Annotated in this window: 21 protein-coding genes; 10 read left to right on the top strand and 11 right to left on the bottom strand. The window is 63.2% G+C overall.

All coding sequences use genetic code 11. The features are described 5' to 3' along the window. Window positions 1–68: 68 nt before the first annotated feature. From JJJ17_RS08380 to JJJ17_RS08370, 3 genes are read right to left on the bottom strand one after another with little or no spacing between them, the layout of a single operon-like run. Window positions 69–707 carry a uracil-DNA glycosylase gene (locus JJJ17_RS08380; protein ID WP_325168790.1) on the bottom strand — a complete coding sequence of 213 codons (639 nt, stop codon included), beginning with the start codon at window positions 705–707 and terminating at the stop codon, window positions 69–71. Continuing rightward, window positions 704–1732, bottom strand: a complete 1029-nt coding sequence (gene trpD / locus JJJ17_RS08375) for an anthranilate phosphoribosyltransferase (protein ID WP_200685360.1) — start codon at window positions 1730–1732, stop codon at window positions 704–706. The genes JJJ17_RS08380 and trpD overlap by 4 nt, the downstream gene beginning before the upstream one ends. After that, the gene (locus JJJ17_RS08370) at window positions 1729–2319 is read right to left on the bottom strand and encodes an anthranilate synthase component II (protein ID WP_200685358.1); all 591 of its coding nucleotides are present in this window, start codon (window positions 2317–2319) and stop codon (window positions 1729–1731) included. Before JJJ17_RS08370 ends, trpD begins: the two co-directional genes overlap by 4 nt. A gap of 117 nt (window positions 2320–2436) precedes the next feature. Here JJJ17_RS08370 and JJJ17_RS08365 point away from each other — a divergent pair, with 117 nt between their 5' ends. From JJJ17_RS08365 to trpE, 4 genes are all read left to right on the top strand, one after another. Beyond that, on the top strand, window positions 2437–3327 hold the full coding sequence (locus JJJ17_RS08365; RefSeq protein WP_200685356.1) for a hypothetical protein: 891 nt from the start codon (window positions 2437–2439) through the stop codon (window positions 3325–3327). A gap of 1 nt (window position 3328) precedes the next feature. Next, complete coding sequence (locus tag JJJ17_RS08360; RefSeq protein WP_200685354.1) at window positions 3329–4504, top strand: aminotransferase; 1176 nt, start codon at window positions 3329–3331, stop codon at window positions 4502–4504. Window positions 4505–4570: 66 nt separating this feature from the next. Beyond that, window positions 4571–6538: a peptidylprolyl isomerase gene (locus JJJ17_RS08355; RefSeq protein WP_234463984.1), complete on the top strand. Its 1968-nt coding sequence runs from the start codon at window positions 4571–4573 to the stop codon at window positions 6536–6538. Then, window positions 6538–8043, top strand: coding sequence for an anthranilate synthase component I (gene trpE / locus JJJ17_RS08350; protein WP_200685352.1), 1506 nt, complete (start codon window positions 6538–6540; stop codon window positions 8041–8043). The genes JJJ17_RS08355 and trpE overlap by 1 nt, the downstream gene beginning before the upstream one ends. Before the next feature lie 101 nt (window positions 8044–8144). On the opposite strand, the gene JJJ17_RS08345 is transcribed toward trpE, so the two are convergent. The 4 genes from JJJ17_RS08345 to fabI all read right to left on the bottom strand — a co-directional run bounded on the left by JJJ17_RS08345 (window position 8145) and on the right by fabI (window position 11000). Then, complete coding sequence (locus tag JJJ17_RS08345; protein ID WP_200685350.1) at window positions 8145–8906, bottom strand: PRC-barrel domain-containing protein; 762 nt, start codon at window positions 8904–8906, stop codon at window positions 8145–8147. Between the two features lie 121 nt (window positions 8907–9027). Continuing rightward, complete coding sequence (gene gpt, locus JJJ17_RS08340; RefSeq protein WP_200685348.1) at window positions 9028–9516, bottom strand: xanthine phosphoribosyltransferase; 489 nt, start codon at window positions 9514–9516, stop codon at window positions 9028–9030. Window positions 9517–9536: 20 nt separating this feature from the next. Further along, window positions 9537–10151 carry a LysE family translocator gene (locus JJJ17_RS08335; protein ID WP_234463983.1) on the bottom strand — a complete coding sequence of 205 codons (615 nt, stop codon included), beginning with the start codon at window positions 10149–10151 and terminating at the stop codon, window positions 9537–9539. 21 nt (window positions 10152–10172) lie between these two features. Next, entirely contained in the window at window positions 10173–11000 is an 828-nt protein-coding gene (fabI, locus tag JJJ17_RS08330; protein ID WP_200685346.1) for an enoyl-ACP reductase FabI, read from the bottom strand. Window positions 11001–11081: 81 nt separating this feature from the next. Here fabI and pdxH point away from each other — a divergent pair, with 81 nt between their 5' ends. From pdxH to JJJ17_RS08310, 4 genes are all read left to right on the top strand, one after another. Next, window positions 11082–11696, top strand: coding sequence for a pyridoxamine 5'-phosphate oxidase (pdxH, locus tag JJJ17_RS08325; protein WP_200685344.1), 615 nt, complete (start codon window positions 11082–11084; stop codon window positions 11694–11696). 149 nt (window positions 11697–11845) lie between these two features. Beyond that, window positions 11846–12451, top strand: coding sequence for a cold-shock protein (locus JJJ17_RS08320; protein WP_200685342.1), 606 nt, complete (start codon window positions 11846–11848; stop codon window positions 12449–12451). Between the two features lie 118 nt (window positions 12452–12569). After that, window positions 12570–12953, top strand: coding sequence for a DUF192 domain-containing protein (locus tag JJJ17_RS20535; RefSeq protein ID WP_325168788.1), 384 nt, complete (start codon window positions 12570–12572; stop codon window positions 12951–12953). Between the two features lie 90 nt (window positions 12954–13043). Continuing rightward, entirely contained in the window at window positions 13044–13748 is a 705-nt protein-coding gene (locus JJJ17_RS08310) for a class I SAM-dependent methyltransferase (RefSeq protein ID WP_200685340.1), read from the top strand. Here the strand turns inward: JJJ17_RS08310 and tpiA are convergent, their stop codons facing one another. The 3 genes from tpiA to JJJ17_RS08295 all read right to left on the bottom strand — a co-directional run bounded on the left by tpiA (window position 13749) and on the right by JJJ17_RS08295 (window position 15430). Next, window positions 13749–14492: a triose-phosphate isomerase gene (tpiA, locus tag JJJ17_RS08305; RefSeq protein WP_200685338.1), complete on the bottom strand. Its 744-nt coding sequence runs from the start codon at window positions 14490–14492 to the stop codon at window positions 13749–13751. A gap of 105 nt (window positions 14493–14597) precedes the next feature. After that, window positions 14598–14966 (bottom strand): HesB/IscA family protein, encoded by a 369-nt coding sequence (locus JJJ17_RS08300; protein WP_200685336.1) that lies wholly within the window; start codon window positions 14964–14966, stop codon window positions 14598–14600. Window positions 14967–15076: 110 nt separating this feature from the next. Further along, the gene (locus JJJ17_RS08295) at window positions 15077–15430 is read right to left on the bottom strand and encodes an SUF system Fe-S cluster assembly protein (RefSeq protein ID WP_200685334.1); all 354 of its coding nucleotides are present in this window, start codon (window positions 15428–15430) and stop codon (window positions 15077–15079) included. 79 nt (window positions 15431–15509) lie between these two features. Here JJJ17_RS08295 and JJJ17_RS08290 point away from each other — a divergent pair, with 79 nt between their 5' ends. Together JJJ17_RS08290 and tgt are read left to right on the top strand one after the other, a co-directional pair. Next, the gene (locus JJJ17_RS08290) at window positions 15510–15845 is read left to right on the top strand and encodes a DMT family transporter (RefSeq protein ID WP_200685332.1); all 336 of its coding nucleotides are present in this window, start codon (window positions 15510–15512) and stop codon (window positions 15843–15845) included. A 78-nt stretch (window positions 15846–15923) separates the two neighbouring features. Beyond that, window positions 15924–17054: a tRNA guanosine(34) transglycosylase Tgt gene (tgt, locus tag JJJ17_RS08285; protein WP_200685330.1), complete on the top strand. Its 1131-nt coding sequence runs from the start codon at window positions 15924–15926 to the stop codon at window positions 17052–17054. Window positions 17055–17138: 84 nt separating this feature from the next. Here tgt and JJJ17_RS08280 read toward each other — a convergent pair whose 3' ends face one another. After that, a complete protein-coding gene (locus JJJ17_RS08280; protein ID WP_200685328.1) occupies window positions 17139–17747 on the bottom strand; it encodes an outer membrane protein in 609 nt (202 codons plus the stop codon). Window positions 17748–18190: the final 443 nt, after the last annotated feature.

Here is an 18190-nt window from a genome sequence, read left to right as displayed (position 1 = left end):
AGGTTCTAACGCTCTGACGGGCACGAGGGAAGGGGCGTTGCCATTTCGGTATTTGAACAACGAAGAAATCAGGCGGTCCAGTTGATCGGCGCGCGGTGGTTTTCGGTCAGCCAGTCATTGATGCGGCTGAAGGGGCGGCTGCCGAAGAAGCCGCGCCGGGCCGAGAGCGGCGAGGGATGGGCGGTGGCGATGGTCAGGTCGGTCGGACGGGGCAGGCCCGCCATCGCCTTTTGCGCATGTGCGCCCCAGAGGAGGAAGGCGAGAGGGCCGTGCTTTTGGGCTTCCGTGACGGCCTGACGGGCCAACTCGTCCCAACCCCATTTGGCATGAGCGCCCGCAGCCCCCGGCAAGACTGACAGTGATGTGTTCAGCAGCAGCACGCCCTGTTTTGCCCAATGGGTCAGATCGCCGGTGGCGGGGGTGCCGCCCAGATCGTCGTGCAGTTCGGTGAAGATATTCTTCAGCGAGCGGGGCAGGGCGATGTCGGGGTTGACCGAGAAGGCAAGGCCGTTCGCATGGCCCGGCGTCGGGTAGGGGTCTTGGCCCAAAATCACCACGCGGGTGTTTTCGGGCGCGGTCGCTTCAAGCGCGGCGAACAGGCGGTCGGGGCCGGGGAACCATTCGCCCGCCGTCTCCAGCCGCATGCGCAGTTTCGGCCATTGGTTCTGGAAGAAGGGCAGATGCGCCCAAGGCTGCGGAGGTTTCACGCTTCGGGCGGTCCGGTGACTTCGGCCAATGCCGCGAGCTTTGCTCGTGCCGCGCCGCTATCAATCGCGTCGGCCGCCATTGCAGCGCCTTCGCGCAGGTCGGTGACCTTCTCGGCGATCAGCAGCGCCGCAGCCGCGTTCAGCAGCACCGCATCGCGATAGGCGCCGGTTTCGCCATTCAGCAACGCCCGGAAAGCGGCGGCGTTTTCGGAAGGCTCGCCGCCGATGATCGCCTCGAACGGGTGGCGTTGCAGGCCCGCATCTTCGGGCGTGACGATGAATTCGCTGATCTGACCATCCTTCAGCGCCGCGACCGAGGTTTCGCCGGCGATGCTGATTTCGTCGGTGCCGTCATGGCCGTGGACCAGCCATGCCGCGTCCGAGCCAAGGTCGCGCAGAACCTCGGCCATCGGGCGGATCCAGTCGGTGCTGAAGGCGCCGGTCAGTTGACGGCGGGCCGAGGCCGGGTTGGTCAGCGGGCCAAGCAGGTTGAAGACGGTGCGGGTGCCCAATTCGGCGCGGGGCGGGCCGACATGGCGCATGGCCGGGTGGTGCATCGGCGCCATCATGAAGCAGATGCCCGCCTGACGCAGCGCCTGTTGCGCGACCGGCGGGCCGCCCATCACGTTGATCCCCATCTGGGTCAGCGCATCCGCCGCCCCCGATTTCGAGCTGAGATTGCGGTTGCCGTGCTTGGCCACCGGCACGCCAGCCCCCGCCACCACGAAGGCCGTCGCGGTCGAGATGTTCAGCGTGCCCTTGCCGTCGCCGCCGGTGCCGACGATGTCCATCGCCCCGGCAGGCGCCTCGATCCGGTTCATCCGGTTGCGCATCGCACGGGCGGCGGCGGCGATTTCATCGACCGTCTCGCCCCGGACCCGCAACGCCATCAGCAGCCCGCCGATCTGCGCGGGCGTTGCCGCGCCGTCGAACAGGGCCGAGAAGGCGGCCTCGGCCTCGGTTCCGGTCAGCGGGCGGGTGGCGGCGATGCCGATCAGCGGGCGCAGGTCGGTCGGCTGGCTCATGCAGCAGCCTCGTGGCTGGTGCAGCGGGCAAGGAAGGTGCGGATCATGTCATGGCCGTATTCCGAGGCAATCGATTCGGGGTGAAACTGCACACCCTCGATCGGCAATGCCTCGTGGATCAGGCCCATGATGGTGCCGTCATCCGAGGTCGCGGTGACGCGCAGGCTGTTTGGCAGGCTTTCCGGCTCGACCGTCAGCGAATGGTAGCGCGTGGCTTTCAGCGGCGAGGGCAGGCCCGCGAAAACGCCGGTGCCGTCATGATCGATATTATCCACCTTGCCGTGCAGGATGCGGTTGGCGCGGACGATCTTGCCGCCGAACGCCTCGCCGATGGCCTGATGGCCAAGGCAAACGCCCAGCACAGGCAGGCTGCGTTCCGCCGCCGCCCGGATCAGATCGATGCAGATCCCCGCCTGTGCAGGCTCGCAGGGGCCGGGCGAGATCACGATCCCGTCAGGGTTCATTGCCATCGCCTCATCGACGGTCAAAGCATCATTCCGGCGCACGACGACATCCGCGCCTGCCTCGCCCATGTAGTGAACGAGGTTCCAGGTGAAGCTGTCGTAATTGTCGATCAGAAGGATCATTGTCGCGCGCCTTGATTGCTGCCGTGTGATCGGGCGGTTCCCCCGGGGAAACGGGTCCGCTATAGATGGGGCAAAGCGCGCCGGGCGGTCAAGACCGGCAGGGACAAGAAGAGGCATATGGCACGCGGTTTCTTGAAGGGTCTGGTTCATGGTGTGGCGCTGAGCGGCGCCGCTCTGACCGTTGTTTCGCTGGCAGTGCCGCCATCCCGGCAGGATCGCCCGACGGAAGAGCAGGTGACTGCAGCAGAAGCCCCACCCGTGACCGAGGCGCAGGAGCAGAGCCAGCCCGACATCGAGGTCGGGGTCGGGGACGCGCCTGTCGTCGTGATGAGCGAAACTGCCGAACAGGCGGTTGCGGCCCCCGAGACGGAGATGGCTGCATCTTCGCCTGTTGTGGCACCTGTCAGCCCACAGACTGCCGCTGTCTCCGAGCCTTTGGCATCGGCTGTCGATCTTCCCGTCGGCTCCGAATTCGGCCGGGGCGGGGACGTGCTGCCGGTCATGCCCGAGCCGCTGACCCTGCCGGACGCCGCGCGTCGTCAGGCCGAGCCGCAGGCCGTCTGGGCGCCGGTGACGGAACTGGCGCCGACAGCGGTCTCGGCGGAAGGGGCACGGCCCTCTGCACCAGAGAAGGACGCTGAACAGCGGCAGAAGGCCGAGGCCGAGGTTGCATCACAAATCGACCGACCGACCGCGACTGCCACCTTGCGCAGTGATCCGCCCGCAGCCGACGCGCCGAATGCGGTCCGTGATGTGCCCGGACTTGGCCGTGTGGGCGGGCCGGATCTGTTGCCCAACAAGTCGATGGTCCTGTTGCGCGCGGTCGAATCGCAGCCGGTGGCAACGATGATCGACGCTGTGGCCGAAGCCGAGTCAGGCTCGGTCGGTGCGGCGGGAAGATCGGCGCTGCCGGGCACGCCCAGGCTTCCGTCGCCCATGCCCGACCTGTCGCTGCCGCCCGATCTGTCCGAACTGCGCGGCATGGACCCCGCACAAAACGGTGACTGACATGCCCCCATTCAATCCCGCCATTGCCGCCACCTTCGCGCCGCCGGTGATGGAAGCCCGCCGTTGGCTGGACGGGGTCACATTTCCCGCAGACCGCCTGCTGATCAATGTCAGTCAGGCCGCGCCGGTCGATCCGCCGCCCGAGCCGCTGCGCCGCGCCATTGCCGAGGCGGCGTTGAACCTGCCGCAGGCGCATCTTTACGGCCCGGTTCTGGGCAATACCGATCTGCGCGATGCCGTGGCCGAGGAATTCAGCGGGGCCTATGGCGGTCAGGTTTCCGCCGCTCATGTCGCGATCACGCAGGGCTGCAATCAGGCGTTCTGCGCGGCGGTGACGACGCTTGCCGGGCCGGGGGATGAGATCATTCTGCCGACGCCATGGTATTTCAATCACAAGATGTGGCTTGATATGCAGGGCATCACCACGGTGCCGCTGCCCTGTGGCGAGGGGATGTTGCCCGACCCTGATCAGGCCGAGGCGCTGATTTCGGACCGAACCCGCGCCATCGTTCTGGTCACGCCGAACAATCCGACAGGGGCCGAATATCCCGCCGGTCTGGTCGCGGCGTTTCATGATCTGGTCCAGCGCCATGGCCTTGTGCTGATCCTTGACGAGACCTATCGCGACTTCGACAGCCGCAGCGGTGCGCCGCATGATCTGCTGACGCGACCCGACTGGGACCGCTCGTTGATCCAGCTTTACAGCTTCTCGAAGGCTTACCGGCTGACCGGCCACCGTGTCGGTGCGATGATCACCGGAACCGACCGCATGGCCGAGGTCGAGAAGTTTCTGGATACGGTCGCCATCTCGACCTCGCAGCTTGGTCAGATCGGTGCGGTCTGGGGGATGCGGAACCTGCGGCAATGGCTGGCGGGCGAGCGGGATGAAATCCTTGCCCGCCGCGCCGCATGTATTGCTGAACTGGGGGCGCTGCCGGGATGGCGGCTGAAAAGCGCGGGCGCCTATTTCGCGTGGATCGAACACCCGTTTGAGGCTTCATCGGCAGAGCTTGCCCGTCGGCTGGTTCGGGATGCTTCGGTGCTGGCTTTGCCCGGAACGATGTTCGCACCCGAAGGTGATCCGACCGGCGGGCGGCATTTCCGGATCGCCTTTGCCAATGTCGATGCCGCAGGGATCGGTCAACTGGCCGAGAGACTTCGCGACTTCCGGGCCTGAACCCTTGTGGCGCGGGCGCGCGCGCCCTAAAGACGAAGCCGACAAAGGGACAAGGGAAGACCGGGCATGAAGAACCTGCGCACGCATGGAAAATCGACCATCGTCTGGGTGTTGATGGGTCTGATGGTGCTTGGTCTGGGCGGCTTTGGCGTGACCAGCTTTTCCAGCGGCTCAACCGCCATCGGCTCGGTCGGCGATACCAAGGTGACCGCTGACGAATACCTGCGCGCCCTGCGCAACCAGATCAACGCGATCCAGCAGCAGACCGGCCAGCCGGTAACCATGGCGCAGGCGCGCGAAATGGGTGTGCCGCAGGCCGTGCGGGCGCAGCTTTTCACCGGCGCGGCGCTGCAGGATCAGGCGAACCGGATCGGCGTCTCGGTCGGCGATGACCGGGTGCGCGACGCGATCGGCAGCATCTCGGCCTTCCGTGGCCCCAACGGCAATTTCGATCGCACCGCCTACAGCGAGGTTCTGCGGAACCAGCAGATGAGCGAGGCTCAGTTCGAGCGGATGATCCGCGACGAGGAATCGCGGCTTCTGTTGCAACGCGCCGTTGTCGGCGGTGTGGTTGCTCCGAAGCCGATGGTTGATGCCACGGCGCACTGGATCCTTGAGACACGCGATGTGTCATGGCGCGAACTGACGGCGGATCAGTTGACCAACGCGATCACCGAACCTGACGAGGAGAAGCTGAAGGCATGGCACAGCGCCAATGCCGACCGCTTTACCGCGCCCGAGATTCGCAAGATCAGCTATGTCTGGCTGACCCCGGAAATGCTGGCCCCGAAGATCGAGTTGGACGAAGAGGCTTTGCGTCAGGTCTATGAAAGCCAGAGCGACACCTACCGCAAGCCCGAGCGGCGTTTTGTCAGCCGTCTGGTGATGCCCTCGCAGGAGGCCGCAGAAGAGGCCAAGGCGCGCATCGATGCAGGCGAGCTGAGCTTCGAGGATCTGGTGGAGCAGCGCGGGTTGACGCTGGAGGATGCCGAGCTTGGCGAGATGACGGCGGAAGCGCTTGGCAATGCCGGTGAGGCGGTGTTCGCGCTGCAGGACAACGGCGTGACCGAACCGATCCAGACCAATCTTGGCCCGGCCCTGTTCGCTGTCCACGCGATCCTTGCGCCGGTCAATATCCCCTTCGAGGACGCGCGTGACGAGTTGCGCGGCGAAGCGGCGCTGGACCGCGCTGCCCGCCAGTTGCAGGACCTCTCGCATGATTTCGAGGATATGCTGGCAGGCGGTTCAAGCCTTGAGCAGGTCGCGGAAGAAACCGAGATGGAGCTTGGCCAGATCGACTGGGTCGCAGGTGCCGCGCCGGAACAGGGCAGCATCGCGGGCTACGAGGATTTCCGCGAACAGGCCGCCGAAGTGTCCGAGGGCGATTTCCCGACAATTCTGCATCTGGATGATGGCGGTGTCTTTGCCCTGCGCCTTGACGAAATCGTGCCGCCGACCTTGCGCCCCTTCGAAGAGGTGCGTGACGAGGTCGCCGAGGACTGGAAGCGGGGCGAGGTGCACCGGCTGTTGCTGGCGCTTGCCGATGAGCAACGCTTGCAGGACGCGGCAGCAGCGACGGCACAGCTTGCGACGACGCCACCGGCCAGCAATGGAGCGGTTCCGGCACAGTCTCCGGCAGATCTTGGCGATGACGATGCTGCACCAGAGCCTGCGCCCGCCGCAGCGCCGAACGTGATTGCGCGCGACTGGAAAGCCGCTCCGGCGATCAGCCGTGACGGCTGGATCGATACGGTGCCGCAGGATGTTGTCACCCGCGCCTTCAGCATGGGCGATCCCGGCGAAATCGAGATCGTCGATGCCGAGAACCGGGTGTTTCTGGTGCGTCTGGATGCCGTGCATCAGGCCGATCTGGACACGCCCGATGCGGGCCGCATTTCCGGTGCCGTCACCGAGCGGCTGAGCGGCTCGATGCAGGGCGACATCTTCGATTACTATGCCCGTGAGGCGCAGCGTCTGGGCGGGGTCGAGGTCAATCAAAGCTCTATCAACACCGTCGAAACACAGGTTCAGTAATGGAGCTGACACCCGATTTTGCCGCCTTCGAGGCGGGCTGGAAGGCTGGTCGCAACCAGTTGGTGACGATCCGTCTGGCCGCCGATCTGGACACGCCGGTTAGCCTGATGCTGAAACTGGCCGAAGCCGCCCCGATGAGCTTCATGCTGGAATCGGTGACCGGCGGCGAGGTGCGTGGCCGCTATTCCATCGTCGGCATGAAGCCCGATCTGATCTGGGATTGCCGCGATGGCCGCGCCCGGATCAACCGGCAGGCGCGTTTCTCGGACCAGTATCAGGTTCAGGACGGACCGGCGCTGGACAGTCTGCGCGCACTGATCGCCGAAAGCCGGATCGACGAATTGCCCGACGGTGTGCCGCCGGTCGCGGCGGGTCTGTTCGGCTATCTCGGCTATGACATGATCCGGCTGGTTGAACATCTGCCGGATGTGAACCCCGACCCGCTGGACCTGCCCGATGCGATCCTGATGCGGCCTTCGGTCGTGGCGGTTCTGGACGGGGTCAAGGGCGAGGTGACGCTGTGTTCGCCCGCATGGCATGACGGCAGCGGCAGCGCCCGCGCCGCCTATGCACAGGCTGCGGAGCGCGTGATGGATGCCCTGCGGTCGCTGGACCGCCAGCCGTCCGAGCCTCGTGCGCTTGGCGATGAGGCGACCATTGGCGAGCCGGTCTCGAACTTCGCCAAGGCCGATTATCTGGCGGCGGTCGAGAAGGCCAAGGACTATATCCGCGCGGGCGATATCTTTCAGGTGGTGCCGTCGCAGCGCTGGCGGATGGATTTTCCGCTGCCGCCTTTCGCGCTTTATCGCAGCCTGCGCCGCACCAATCCGTCGCCCTTCATGTTCTTCCTGAATATGGGCGGCTTCCAGATCGTCGGTGCCTCTCCCGAAATCCTCGTGCGTCTGCGCGATGGCGAAGTGACGATCCGTCCGATTGCGGGCACCCGTCCGCGCGGGGCAGACGAGGCCGAGGATCGCGCGCTGGAGGCCGATCTGCTGGCCGATCAGAAAGAGCTGGCCGAGCATCTGATGCTGCTGGATCTGGGTCGCAACGATGTCGGCCGCGTCGCCCGACCCGGCACGGTTCGCCCGACCGAGCAGTTCGTGATCGAACGCTACAGCCATGTCATGCATATCGTCTCGAACGTGGTGGGCGAGATCCGCGACGGCGAAGATGCCTTGTCGGCGCTGATGGCGGGGATGCCTGCGGGCACAGTCTCAGGCGCTCCGAAGGTTCGCGCGATGGAGATCATCGACGAATTGGAGCCGGAAAAGCGCGGCGTCTATGGCGGTGCGGTCGGTTATTTCGCGGCGAATGGCGAAATGGATATGTGTATTGCGCTGCGCACCGGGATTATCAAGGATCAGGCGCTTTATATTCAGGCTGGCGGGGGCGTTGTTTATGACAGCGATCCCGAATCTGAATTTGAGGAAACGGTAAATAAAAGCCGCGCCCTTCAGCGCGCTGCCGAAGGTGCGGCCCGATTTATCCGTGGTAATAGCTGAGCCGGAATTATCTATTCGGCGTGATATGAAAAAGCGGCCCTGAATGGGCCGCTTTTCCTTTCGTCAGCGTGAATGTCCAACTGGTGACCGAAATGTCCGGTTCAGTTGGCAGCCGGTGCCTCGCCTTCAGGCGCGGGTTCGGCCATCGGATCGGCTGCCGGGTCAGTGGCAGGCTCTGCCATCGGGTCTGCAGCAGGGTCAGCCGGTTCCATCGCCGGGTCCGCAGGCGCCGCATCTGCCGGGGCCGCGTCCATTGCCGGATCAGCCGGGGCGGGCGCTGCTGCCGGATCGGCGGGTGCCGCTGCCGGGTCCGCCGGAGCGGTGCCGCCATCAGCCGAAGCCGCTGCGTCAGGACCGGGATCGCGGTCGCGGAACACATATTCCGGGGCCGCATCGGCCTCTTCCTTGGTCAGGTCGCTGGTGACTTCCTGCGCGTCATAATTGACCGTAAGCTGTTCCCAAGGAACGGCAATCTGCTTCTGGCCAATGCCAAGGAAGCCACCCACACCGATGATCGCCGCGATCATCTGGCCGTTTTCGCCGTCCACGATCAGATCGTTGATTTCACCAATCGAGGTGCCGTCGGGTGCGGTGACGGTCGCATCGGTGATCCATTCAAGACGCAGCTCGTTCGGGGCCTGCTGATCGACCACTTTGCCGCTGGCGGCAAGCTCGGCCGCTGCCGCTTCTGCCGCAGCTTCCTCGGCGGCCGGATCGGCTGCATCAGCGGCTGCCGGATCGGTGCCCATCGGTTCGGTCGCAGCCGGATCGTCTGCAGCAGGTGCTGACGGATCTTCCTGCGCAAAAGCCGTTCCCATCGAGAGGGGCAGAATAACTGCTGTGGTCAAAAGAAACTTACGCATGTCTTTCCTCCTTCGGTAGGCCGCACGCCGTTTCCGGTGCGCGATTGAAAAGACAAGTCTTAACCGCCCTATGAGGTTCCAAACTTTTGCGTTTTAGCGAATTCCATCGGCATGTCGCCGCTTAATCTTCTCCGCGATAGGGCTGGACATATTGCAGCGCCATATCCCATGGGAAGAATATCCACGTATCCTGACTGACCTCGGTCACATAGGTCTGAACCATCGGTTTTCCCTTCGGCTTCGCATAGACCGTGCCGAAATGCGCTTTGGGATACATTTCGCGGATCAGTTCCAGCGTGCGACCGGAATCGACCAGATCGTCGATGACCAGAATCCCGTCGCCATCGCCCATCAGTTCGGGGTCGGGACGTTTCAGAACCTTCAGCCCGCCCTGTTCCTGCTTACTGTAGGATTTGATGCTGATCGTATCGATGGTGCGAATGTCCAGTTCGCGGGCCACGATCATCGCCGGGACCAGCCCGCCGCGCGTCACCGCCACCACGGCCCGCCAGTCATTGCCGTCCAGCCGCCATGCCAATGCCCGCGCGTCGCGATGCAACTGATCCCAACTGACGTGAAACCCTTTCTCGTGCGGAAGGCGGTCCATCATTGTCTTTCTAGCTCCCTTTTTCAGTAGCGCAGGATCAATGTCAGCCCCAGCAGGCCAATGGCCAGCCCGGCCAGCCGGTCGATCCAGAATTTCGACGCATAATAGCGGCGTCTTGGCCAAGGCAAAGCCATCAGAAAAGCTAGGGCGGTGTAAAAGCCCAGCTCAACCGAAAGTGCCGTGGCGTAAATCGCGGCTTTGTCCATCACCGTCAGCGCCGCCGGGAAAATCGCCAGCAGGACCGAGGAATAGAAAAGCGCAGGTTTCGGGTTCGACAGGTTCAGCGCGATCCCGGCCCAGAAGCTAAGCCCTCGATGCGATTCCGCCGGATCGGGCAGCGGATCAGGCGCGTGTTTCCACATCTTCCACGCCACCCAGATCAGATAGATGCCGCCCGCCACCTTCAGCACCGTGTAGGTCCATGGGAGGACGCGGAAAATCACCGTCAGGCCCAGTAGCGCAAAGACCGACCACAGCGAGGCGCCGACCGCCAGACCCCATGCATAGGGCAGGGTGCGCTGTCGCCCAAGCGCGAAGGCGCTTTGGCTGACGGCGATCACGGCAGGGCCGGGCGACAGGATCGCGATGGACAGGGTACTGATGAACAGCATCACCTGTTGAAGCGTGATCGAGATCATCCCGGCCTTATCCGTTCAGTGTCAGTCTTTCTTGACCACCGCGATATCGGGCGCATCAACGGCCTTCATGCCGACGACATGGTAGCCCGCATCGACGTGATGCGTTTCACCCGTCACGCCTGCGCCCAGATCGGACAGCAGGTAAAGCGCTGAATTTCCGACATCTTCCTGCGTCACGTTGCGGCGCAGCGGCGAATTCAGCTCGTTCCACTTCATGATATAGCGGAAATCGCCGATGCCGCTGGCGGCCAATGTCTTGATCGGCCCGGCGCTGATCGAGTTCACGCGGATGCCGTCCTTGCCCAAGTCCTCGGCCAGATAGCGGACGCTGGCTTCCAGCGCCGCCTTGGCAACGCCCATGACGTTGTAATGCGGCATGACGCGCTCGGCCCCGTAATAGGTCAGCGTCAACAGACTGCCGCCATCGGGCATGATCGCCGCGGCGCGTTTGGCGACCGCTGTGAACGAGAATACCGAAATATCCATCGTCATCAGGAAGTTGTCGCGCGTCGTATCGGCATAGCGCCCGCGAAGCTGATCCTTGTCGGAAAAGCCGATTGCATGGACCACAAAGTCCAGCTTGCCCCATTCCTGCTCCAGCGCGTCGAACAATGCGGCGACGGAAGCCTCGTCACTGACATCGCAGGGCAGCACCAGCGTCGAGCCAAGCTGCTCGGCCAACGGATCGACCCGTTTCTTCAGCGCTTCGCCCTGATAGGAGAATGCAAGCTCGGCACCCTGGGCCGCGACGGCGCGCGCAATGCCCCAGGCGATTGACTTGTCATTCGCCAATCCCATGATCAGACCGCGCTTGCCGGCCATCAGGCCATTCTTTTGCTCGCTTGACATGCTCTGCCCCTCGCGCTTTCAACCAATTGTGAAATTTGCTTAGGGCAAAGGTCAGGCGGCATCAAGCGCGAGGAAATCAGAATGGCGGATCGAAGCGGAATCTTTGCGGGCGACGACCCCTTCGAAATCGCGCGCCGCTGGCTGGCCGAGGCCGAAGCGGTCGAACCCAACGATCCGAACGCGATTGCGCTGGCGACGGTGGATGCAGAGGGGCTTCCCGATGTCAGGATGGTCTTGCTGAAAGAGATCGAGGGGCAGGGGACCGACGGCGCTTTTGTCTTTTATACCAATTATGATAGCGCCAAAGGTCGGCAAATTTCCGCCACAGGCAAGGCGGCCTTCGTCATGCACTGGAAATCCCTGCGTCGTCAGATCCGCGTGCGCGGCGTAGTCGAGCGGGAAAACGGGCCGCTGGCCGACGAATATTACCGCAGTCGCGCCCTGCAAAGCAGGCTTGGCGCATGGGCTTCGAAACAGTCACAGCCCCTGTCGAGCCGGGGAAATCTGGTAGCGGAAACAGCCAAGATGGGGCTGACACACGGGACCGATCCAAAACGGCCACCGAACTGGGGCGGGTTCAGGATTCATCCACAGCAAATTGAGTTCTGGGCAGACGGCGCGTTTCGCTTGCATGACAGGTTCAGGTGGGACATACAGTCAAATAACTACTGGTTGGTGCAACGATTGTATCCTTAGACGCTTGACGTCTCGTGTGAGATGCCGGACGATATTTTCGAACATCGGCGTATCTTTGTCCACGGGACTGATATGATTCGTTGAAGCGGTCTGGGGCAGCCGGACGGGGATGTAAGGCAAGTTATGCACCAGATGTGCGACGCGGTGAAATGATGACGGATGAAAGCAAGCTGAAACTAGTCCATGGTGTGGTCAAATGGTTTGACCCGGCCAAAGGCTATGGTTTCATCCTGAATTCCGAAGGCGGTGCGGATATACTTCTGCATGCCAATGTTCTGAGAAATTTTGGCCGTGGTTCCGTTGCCGATCAGTCGCGCGTGACGGTCTGGATGCAGCCGACCGATCGCGGCCTTCAGGCGACCGAGGTTGTCTCGATCGAGCCTCCGGTCTCTGATGGCACCGCGCCCATTGCCGATCTTGAAAACGGTATCATTGAGCATCTGGACGCGCTGCCCTTGCGGCCCGCGCGGGTGAAGTGGTTCGACAAGGCCAAGGGTTTCGGCTTTGCCAATATCTTCGGCCACCCCGATGACGTCTTCCTGCATGTCGAAGTGCTGCGCCATTCCGGTTTTGCCGATCTGACGATTGGTGAGGCAATCGGTCTGCGCGTGGTCGAAGGTCCGCGCGGTCTGATGGCGGCGCAGATCACAAGCTGGGATTACGGCACCCGTCAAAGCGACAGCCTGTTCGGCACCGCCTCGTCGGAAGATGATCTGGACCAAGAGGATGAATTCCTGGCCCATGTGGCGGAATAAACTTGCCGTCACGGCAGTCCTTCTAAGCCTTTCCGTTCTGCCTGACCCGATCCGGGCTGAGACTCGGGATGCGATTTCGTGTCGCGTCGACCAGGCGCATTTCCTGACCGGCGCCGGTGTGAAAAGCTTCGATGTCGAAATCGCCGATACCGACGAGTTGCGCGCGCGCGGTCTGATGTATCGCCGCGAACTGGCGGATGATGCCGGGATGTTGTTCATCTATGATCGCCCGCGCGAGGTCAGCTTCTGGATGCGCAACACCTATCTTCCGCTGGATCTGCTGTTCATGGACGACCACGGCGTGATCCGCCACATCCATCGCAACGCGCGGCCCTTCGATGAGACATCGATCCCCGGTGCGGCCATTGGCGATCCCAATCCCGAACGGCAGATGATCCTTGAGATCGCGGCGGGCGAGGCGGATCGTCATGGGCTACGTCCCGGCATGGCGATGGCCCATCCGCGTCTGGATCAACGCATTGCGGAACTGCCCTGCCGATAGGCCGTGATTGCCGGTGCCGGGCATCATCGCTTGCCGGTTGCCCGCCGCTTCCTTATACGCGCCTTCCCGAATGCGACGCGGAGGCAGGCGATGGATGACGACAATGGCTGGAGCACCTCTGCCAGGGCGTGGATTGCGGATATGGGCGAGGTCGGCGATTTCGCCCGGCAGCATGTGATTGACCGGCCAGTTGAGGCGCTGATCCAGGCGGGCGGTTTCCGGCATGCGCTGGATCTGGGCTGCGGCGAGGGCAGGTTGTGCCGCAAGATGCGCGATATGGGGATCAAGGTGGTCGGAGTCGAGCCGACTGCCGAACTGCGCGAGGCTGCGGAAGCGCGCGATCCGGCGGGCCGTTATGTCGATGCGCGGGCCGAGAGCCTGCCATTCGCGGATGCCAGCTTTGATCTGGTCGTCGCCTGCCTGACGCTGATCGACATCGACGGGATCGAGGCGGCGATTCCCGAGGCGGCACGGGTGCTGCAACCGGGCGGCGCGCTGATCATCGTCAACCTGAACAGTTTCGCGACGGCGGGCGGGTGGCAGCATCAGCCTGATGGCAGCCGCCTTTTCGTCATCAACGATTACATGCAAGCCCGGTCGGAATGGGTCGGCTGGCGCGGCATTCATATCCGCAACTGGCACCGGCCGATGAGCTTATATATGCAGCTTTTGCTGGGGCAGGGGCTGCGGCTGACCCATTATGACGAACCGCTGCCCGAGAGTGGCGATCCCGACGTGGCGGGACGCTATCACCGCGTCCCGTATTTTCACATCATGGAATGGCGCAAGCCCTGATCAGGCGGCATCCAGCGCGGTGATGATGGCGCCGAAGTCGCTGGCCTTCAGGCTGGCACCGCCGACCAGCGCGCCATCGACATCGGCAATCGCAAAGATCTCGGCGGCGTTCGAGGGTTTCACGCTGCCGCCATAAAGCAGGCGCGTCCCGGCGGCATCGGCGATCGCGCCTTCAAGCTTCTGGCGCATCAGGGCGTGAACCTCGGCGATCTGGTCATTGGTAGGGGTGCGGCCGGTGCCGATGGCCCAGACCGGCTCGTAAGCGATCACCGTATTGGCGGCGGTGGCACCTGCGGGGATCGAGCCAGCCAGTTGCGTGGCGATCACGTTCAGCGTCTCGCCCGCGTCGCGCTGTGCCTCGGTCTCGCCGACGCAGATGACGGCGATCAGGCCAGCCGCATGGGCCGCCTGCGCCTTGGCGTTCACATCGGCATCGGTTTCACCGTGATCGGCGCGGCGCTCGGAATGGCCAAGGATGACGTGGGTTGCCCCCGCATCGCGCAACTGGGTGGCCGCGATGTCGCCGGTATGCGCGCCCGCGCTTTTCGCATGGCAATCCTGTCCGCCGATGGCAACCACGCCACCCGCCACGGCCTGAGCCGGATGGATCAGTACAGCGGGCGGGCAGATCAGGATGTCACAGCCCGCACCGGCATGGTTCTTGGCCAGCGTCTCGATCTCGGCCAAGGCGGCCAGATCGCCGTTCATCTTCCAATTGCCTGCTGCCAGCTTGCGCGGTGCCATTCTGAAATCCTCCACAAATCTTTTGCGAAGGGCTTAGGCAGATGCGGCACGAGGCGCAATCATATTAGCGCCATCAGTTTCGGGTTTTGCAATGGTGCGCGGCGGTCAGCCTGCGCGGCTGCCTTCCAGCGGCTCGAACCGCACCGATTCACCGCAGCCACAGGCATCGGTGACATTCGGGTTGCGGAATTTGAACCCGGATTCCAGCAGATCGGTGACATAATCGATCTCGGTTCCGAACAGATACATCTGCGCCATCGGGGCGATCAGGACGCGGGCCGCGCCCTGTTCGATCACCTCTTCATTGGCATTCGGGGCTTCGACCAGATCCATCGTGTATTCCATGCCCGCACAACCGCCCTTCTTCAGCCCGATGCGCAGGCCAAAGGCGTTCTTGCCGGTCATCAGCCGGGCAATCTGCCGCTCGGCAGCGGGGGTGATGGTCACGGGCGAGGTGCCGGGGATGGCGAACATGGAGGAACCTTCCTGTCTTGCATCCTCAAGATAAGGGTTCTGGGCCGATCTCTCAAGATGGCAGGTCTCTGAGGGCGAAGCTGCAGCGCCCGCCCTCAGCATCCAAAGGCTTACATGAAGCCCAGTTCCAGCCGCGCCTCATCGGACATCATGTCCATGCCCCATTGCGGCTGGAAGGTCATTTCGACATCCACCTGTTTCACGCCGGGGATCGGCTCGACCGCGTCGGCGACCCAACCGGGCATCTCGCCTGCGACGGGGCAACCGGGGGCGGTCAGGGTCATCACCACGCGAACCTCGTTTCCGGGGTTGATATCGATCGTGTAGATCAGCCCCAGATCAAAGATATTCACCGGAATTTCCGGATCATAGACCGTCTTGCATGCTTCGACGATCTGATCGTAGAGCGGGTGGTCAGTGGTGGAGGGCGCGATCAGGGGCGCGCCTTCGGGCAAATCGGTCATGGCGGGTTCCTGTCAATTCCGAGAGTTTATATAGGGACAGAGACCCTCGCGGTCCAGATCCTGTGCGGGAGGGAATGTCATGACCAAGCACTATCTGATCTTGGCGGCAGCGATTGTCGCCGAAGTGATCGCCACGACCGCGCTGGCGCGTTCCGACGGCTTCAACAGACTTTGGCCCAGTGTGATCGTCGTTCTGGGCTATGGCGTGGCGTTCTGGCTGCTGTCGATAACGCTGAGGGTGATGCCGACCGGCATCGTCTATGCGATCTGGTCCGGCATGGGGATCGTGCTGATCACCGCCGTTGCGTGGATCTGGTATCAACAAAGGCTGGACTGGGCGGCGGTGGCGGGCCTTGGCCTGATCCTTGCAGGGGTGATCGTCATCAACGTGTTCTCGACCTCTGTCGGGCACTAGGCCGTCGCATGATTGCGGCCAGACCTTCGAGCGGTTAGATACGCACGGTTCCCCCTTAGGCATCCGATCAGGCACCCCATGAGCGACCGTTTCCAGTTCACCCTTAGCGCGACCGACGGCAAGGCGCGGACCGGCGTGATCAGCACGCCGCGCGGTGAGATCCGCACCCCCGCCTTCATGCCGGTCGGCACCGCCGCCACGGTCAAGGCGATGTTGCCGGAATCGGTCCGCGCCACCGGGGCCGATATTCTGCTGGGCAATACCTATCACCTGATGCTGCGCCCCGGCGCAGAACGGGTGGCGCGGATGGGCGGGCTGCACAAATTCATGAACTGGGATCGCCCGATCCTGACCGACTCGGGCGGATTTCAGGTGATGAGCCTTGCCGGATTGCGCAAGCTGACCGAAGAAGGCGTCACCTTTTCGTCCCATATCGATGGCAGCAAACACATGCTGTCGCCGGAAACCAGCATGGAGATCCAGCGGCTTCTGGGCAGCGACATCGTCATGGCCTTCGACGAATGCCCCGCACTTCCTGCGACCGAAGAAGATGTCGCCAAGTCCATGCGTCTGTCGATGCGGTGGGCGCAGCGTTCCCGCGACGCATTCGGCGACCGGCCGGGTCATGCGCTGTTCGGCATCATGCAGGGCGGCGTCACCCGCGATCTTCGCGAAGAATCGGCCGAGGCGCTGAAAGCCATCGATTTCGAAGGCTACGCCGTCGGCGGTCTTGCCGTGGGCGAGGGACAAGAGGCGATGTTCGGCGTTCTCGACTACGCGCCGGGTTTCCTCCCCCAGGACAAACCGCGCTATCTGATGGGCGTCGGCAAGCCGGACGATATCGTCGGCGCGGTCCAGCGCGGCATCGACATGATGGATTGCGTGCTGCCGTCGCGTTCGGGCAGGACCGGGCAGGCCTGGACGCGGCGCGGTCAGGTCAACGTCAAGAATGCCCGCCATGCCGACGATCCGCGACCGCTGGACGAGAATTGCACTTGCCCGGCTTGCACCGGTTATTCGCGGGCCTATCTGCACCATGTCTTCCGCGCCGGAGAGATGATCTCGGGCATGCTGCTGACATGGCATAACCTGCATTATTTTCAGGAACTGATGCAGGGGCTGCGCGATGCGATTGCAGGCGGGCGGCTGGACGCCTTCGTGGCCGATTTCCACGCGCAGCGGGCAGAAGGAGATATCGAGCCGATCTGATCCGGCGCATCAGGCAGTCCTGACCTTCAGATACGAAAAAAGCGCGGCCCGATGGACCGCGCTTTGATCTTCGCCTATTCCGGCTCAGAACCGGTAGGAGGCGCGGACCTGCACCAGATCGGAATCCAGATCCAGACCGTCGCCGACGCGATCCTCGAGCACGTCCGAGAAATCGTTGCGGGTATATTCCAGCCCGACCGAGAATTTCTCCGTCACCAGATATTCGGCACCGACGCCATAAGTGATGCCGGTCTCGGACAGATCGGCGCCCTGATAGTCGGTCGAAACGCGGGCAGCGCCCAGCGTCACATAGGGCAGGAAGCGGCCCATGTCATAGCCTGCACGGGCACGCAGCCGGGTCAGGTCACCGTCATCGTCGGCATTGTCAAAGTCGAGCTTGTTGTAATCCAGCTCGCCGCCAAGGATGAATTTGCCGAAGGCGTGGTTATAGCCCGCATGCAGACCATAGGCATCCGCATCGCCCAGATCGAGCGATTCACCGAAGCCTTCCAGATCGGCGCTGCCCTGGCCATATTGCAGACCGGCATAGAAGCCCTGCCAGTTCGACGCTTCCACGATCGGCGATGCGACGACCGGCACTTCCGGTGCAGGTGCGACCGGGGCGACATAGCCGCCTGCAATGGCGCCGGTGGCTGCGATGCTTGCGATGCTTGCCAAGATGAATTTTTTCATGGCTCTTTCTCCTTCAATCATGCTGCAGACCTAATCTTTGGACGGCGGGGCGGAAGAGGCGCGCCCGGTGGAGCAGCGCTGGCGTGTCGCGGCGGGCACAATCACGCCATTGCGACAAAGCGTGACGGCATTCCCTGTAAAACCTCGTGGAATTGCGGTGAAACAGCCTGCGTGACCGATCATCCAGCCGTGAAGATCGCTCACAACTTGCGTCGTGCAGCGCCGTGACGACCGCCGCGCGGCGTCCCGACGTGGTGAAAGCAGCAGCCGCCGCCTTGACAAGCAGAAGCCACGGACAGGGAAGGAAAACCTTTCATCAAGGTGCCATGATACCCTTCCGCGTTGCAGGATTGCCGCAGCGTTAACCAACGTTACCCGGGCGCCTTGCGAACAGCGAAAGAGGGGCGGATAGCCGACGAACAGCCAGCGCCCTCCCTCGTGCA

This window comes from Paracoccus caeni, assembly GCF_016629665.1.
Lineage (GTDB): Bacteria > Pseudomonadota > Alphaproteobacteria > Rhodobacterales > Rhodobacteraceae > Paracoccus > Paracoccus caeni.
The sequence above is the reverse complement of the archived record's forward strand: the minus strand, read 5'-3'. Positions and strand labels throughout refer to the sequence as shown.

Excerpts from the sequence above, each read along its gene's own strand:
- trpD (WP_200685360.1), bottom strand. The coding sequence starts at position 1,732 with ATGAGCCAGCCGACCGACCTGCGCCCGCTGATCGGCATCGCCGCCACC.
- JJJ17_RS08370 (WP_200685358.1), bottom strand. The coding sequence starts at position 2,319 with ATGATCCTTCTGATCGACAATTACGACAGCTTCACCTGGAACCTCGTT.
- JJJ17_RS08365 (WP_200685356.1), top strand. The coding sequence starts at position 2,437 with ATGGCACGCGGTTTCTTGAAGGGTCTGGTTCATGGTGTGGCGCTGAGC.
- JJJ17_RS08360 (WP_200685354.1), top strand. The coding sequence starts at position 3,329 with ATGCCCCCATTCAATCCCGCCATTGCCGCCACCTTCGCGCCGCCGGTG.
- JJJ17_RS08355 (WP_234463984.1), top strand. The coding sequence starts at position 4,571 with ATGAAGAACCTGCGCACGCATGGAAAATCGACCATCGTCTGGGTGTTG.
- trpE (WP_200685352.1), top strand. The coding sequence starts at position 6,538 with ATGGAGCTGACACCCGATTTTGCCGCCTTCGAGGCGGGCTGGAAGGCT.
- JJJ17_RS08345 (WP_200685350.1), bottom strand. The coding sequence starts at position 8,906 with ATGCGTAAGTTTCTTTTGACCACAGCAGTTATTCTGCCCCTCTCGATG.
- gpt (WP_200685348.1), bottom strand. The coding sequence starts at position 9,516 with ATGATGGACCGCCTTCCGCACGAGAAAGGGTTTCACGTCAGTTGGGAT.
- JJJ17_RS08335 (WP_234463983.1), bottom strand. The coding sequence starts at position 10,151 with ATGATCTCGATCACGCTTCAACAGGTGATGCTGTTCATCAGTACCCTG.
- fabI (WP_200685346.1), bottom strand. The coding sequence starts at position 11,000 with ATGTCAAGCGAGCAAAAGAATGGCCTGATGGCCGGCAAGCGCGGTCTG.
- pdxH (WP_200685344.1), top strand. The coding sequence starts at position 11,082 with ATGGCGGATCGAAGCGGAATCTTTGCGGGCGACGACCCCTTCGAAATC.
- JJJ17_RS08320 (WP_200685342.1), top strand. The coding sequence starts at position 11,846 with ATGATGACGGATGAAAGCAAGCTGAAACTAGTCCATGGTGTGGTCAAA.
- JJJ17_RS08310 (WP_200685340.1), top strand. The coding sequence starts at position 13,044 with ATGGATGACGACAATGGCTGGAGCACCTCTGCCAGGGCGTGGATTGCG.
- tpiA (WP_200685338.1), bottom strand. The coding sequence starts at position 14,492 with ATGGCACCGCGCAAGCTGGCAGCAGGCAATTGGAAGATGAACGGCGAT.
- JJJ17_RS08300 (WP_200685336.1), bottom strand. The coding sequence starts at position 14,966 with ATGTTCGCCATCCCCGGCACCTCGCCCGTGACCATCACCCCCGCTGCC.
- JJJ17_RS08295 (WP_200685334.1), bottom strand. The coding sequence starts at position 15,430 with ATGACCGATTTGCCCGAAGGCGCGCCCCTGATCGCGCCCTCCACCACT.
- JJJ17_RS08290 (WP_200685332.1), top strand. The coding sequence starts at position 15,510 with ATGACCAAGCACTATCTGATCTTGGCGGCAGCGATTGTCGCCGAAGTG.
- tgt (WP_200685330.1), top strand. The coding sequence starts at position 15,924 with ATGAGCGACCGTTTCCAGTTCACCCTTAGCGCGACCGACGGCAAGGCG.
- JJJ17_RS08280 (WP_200685328.1), bottom strand. The coding sequence starts at position 17,747 with ATGAAAAAATTCATCTTGGCAAGCATCGCAAGCATCGCAGCCACCGGC.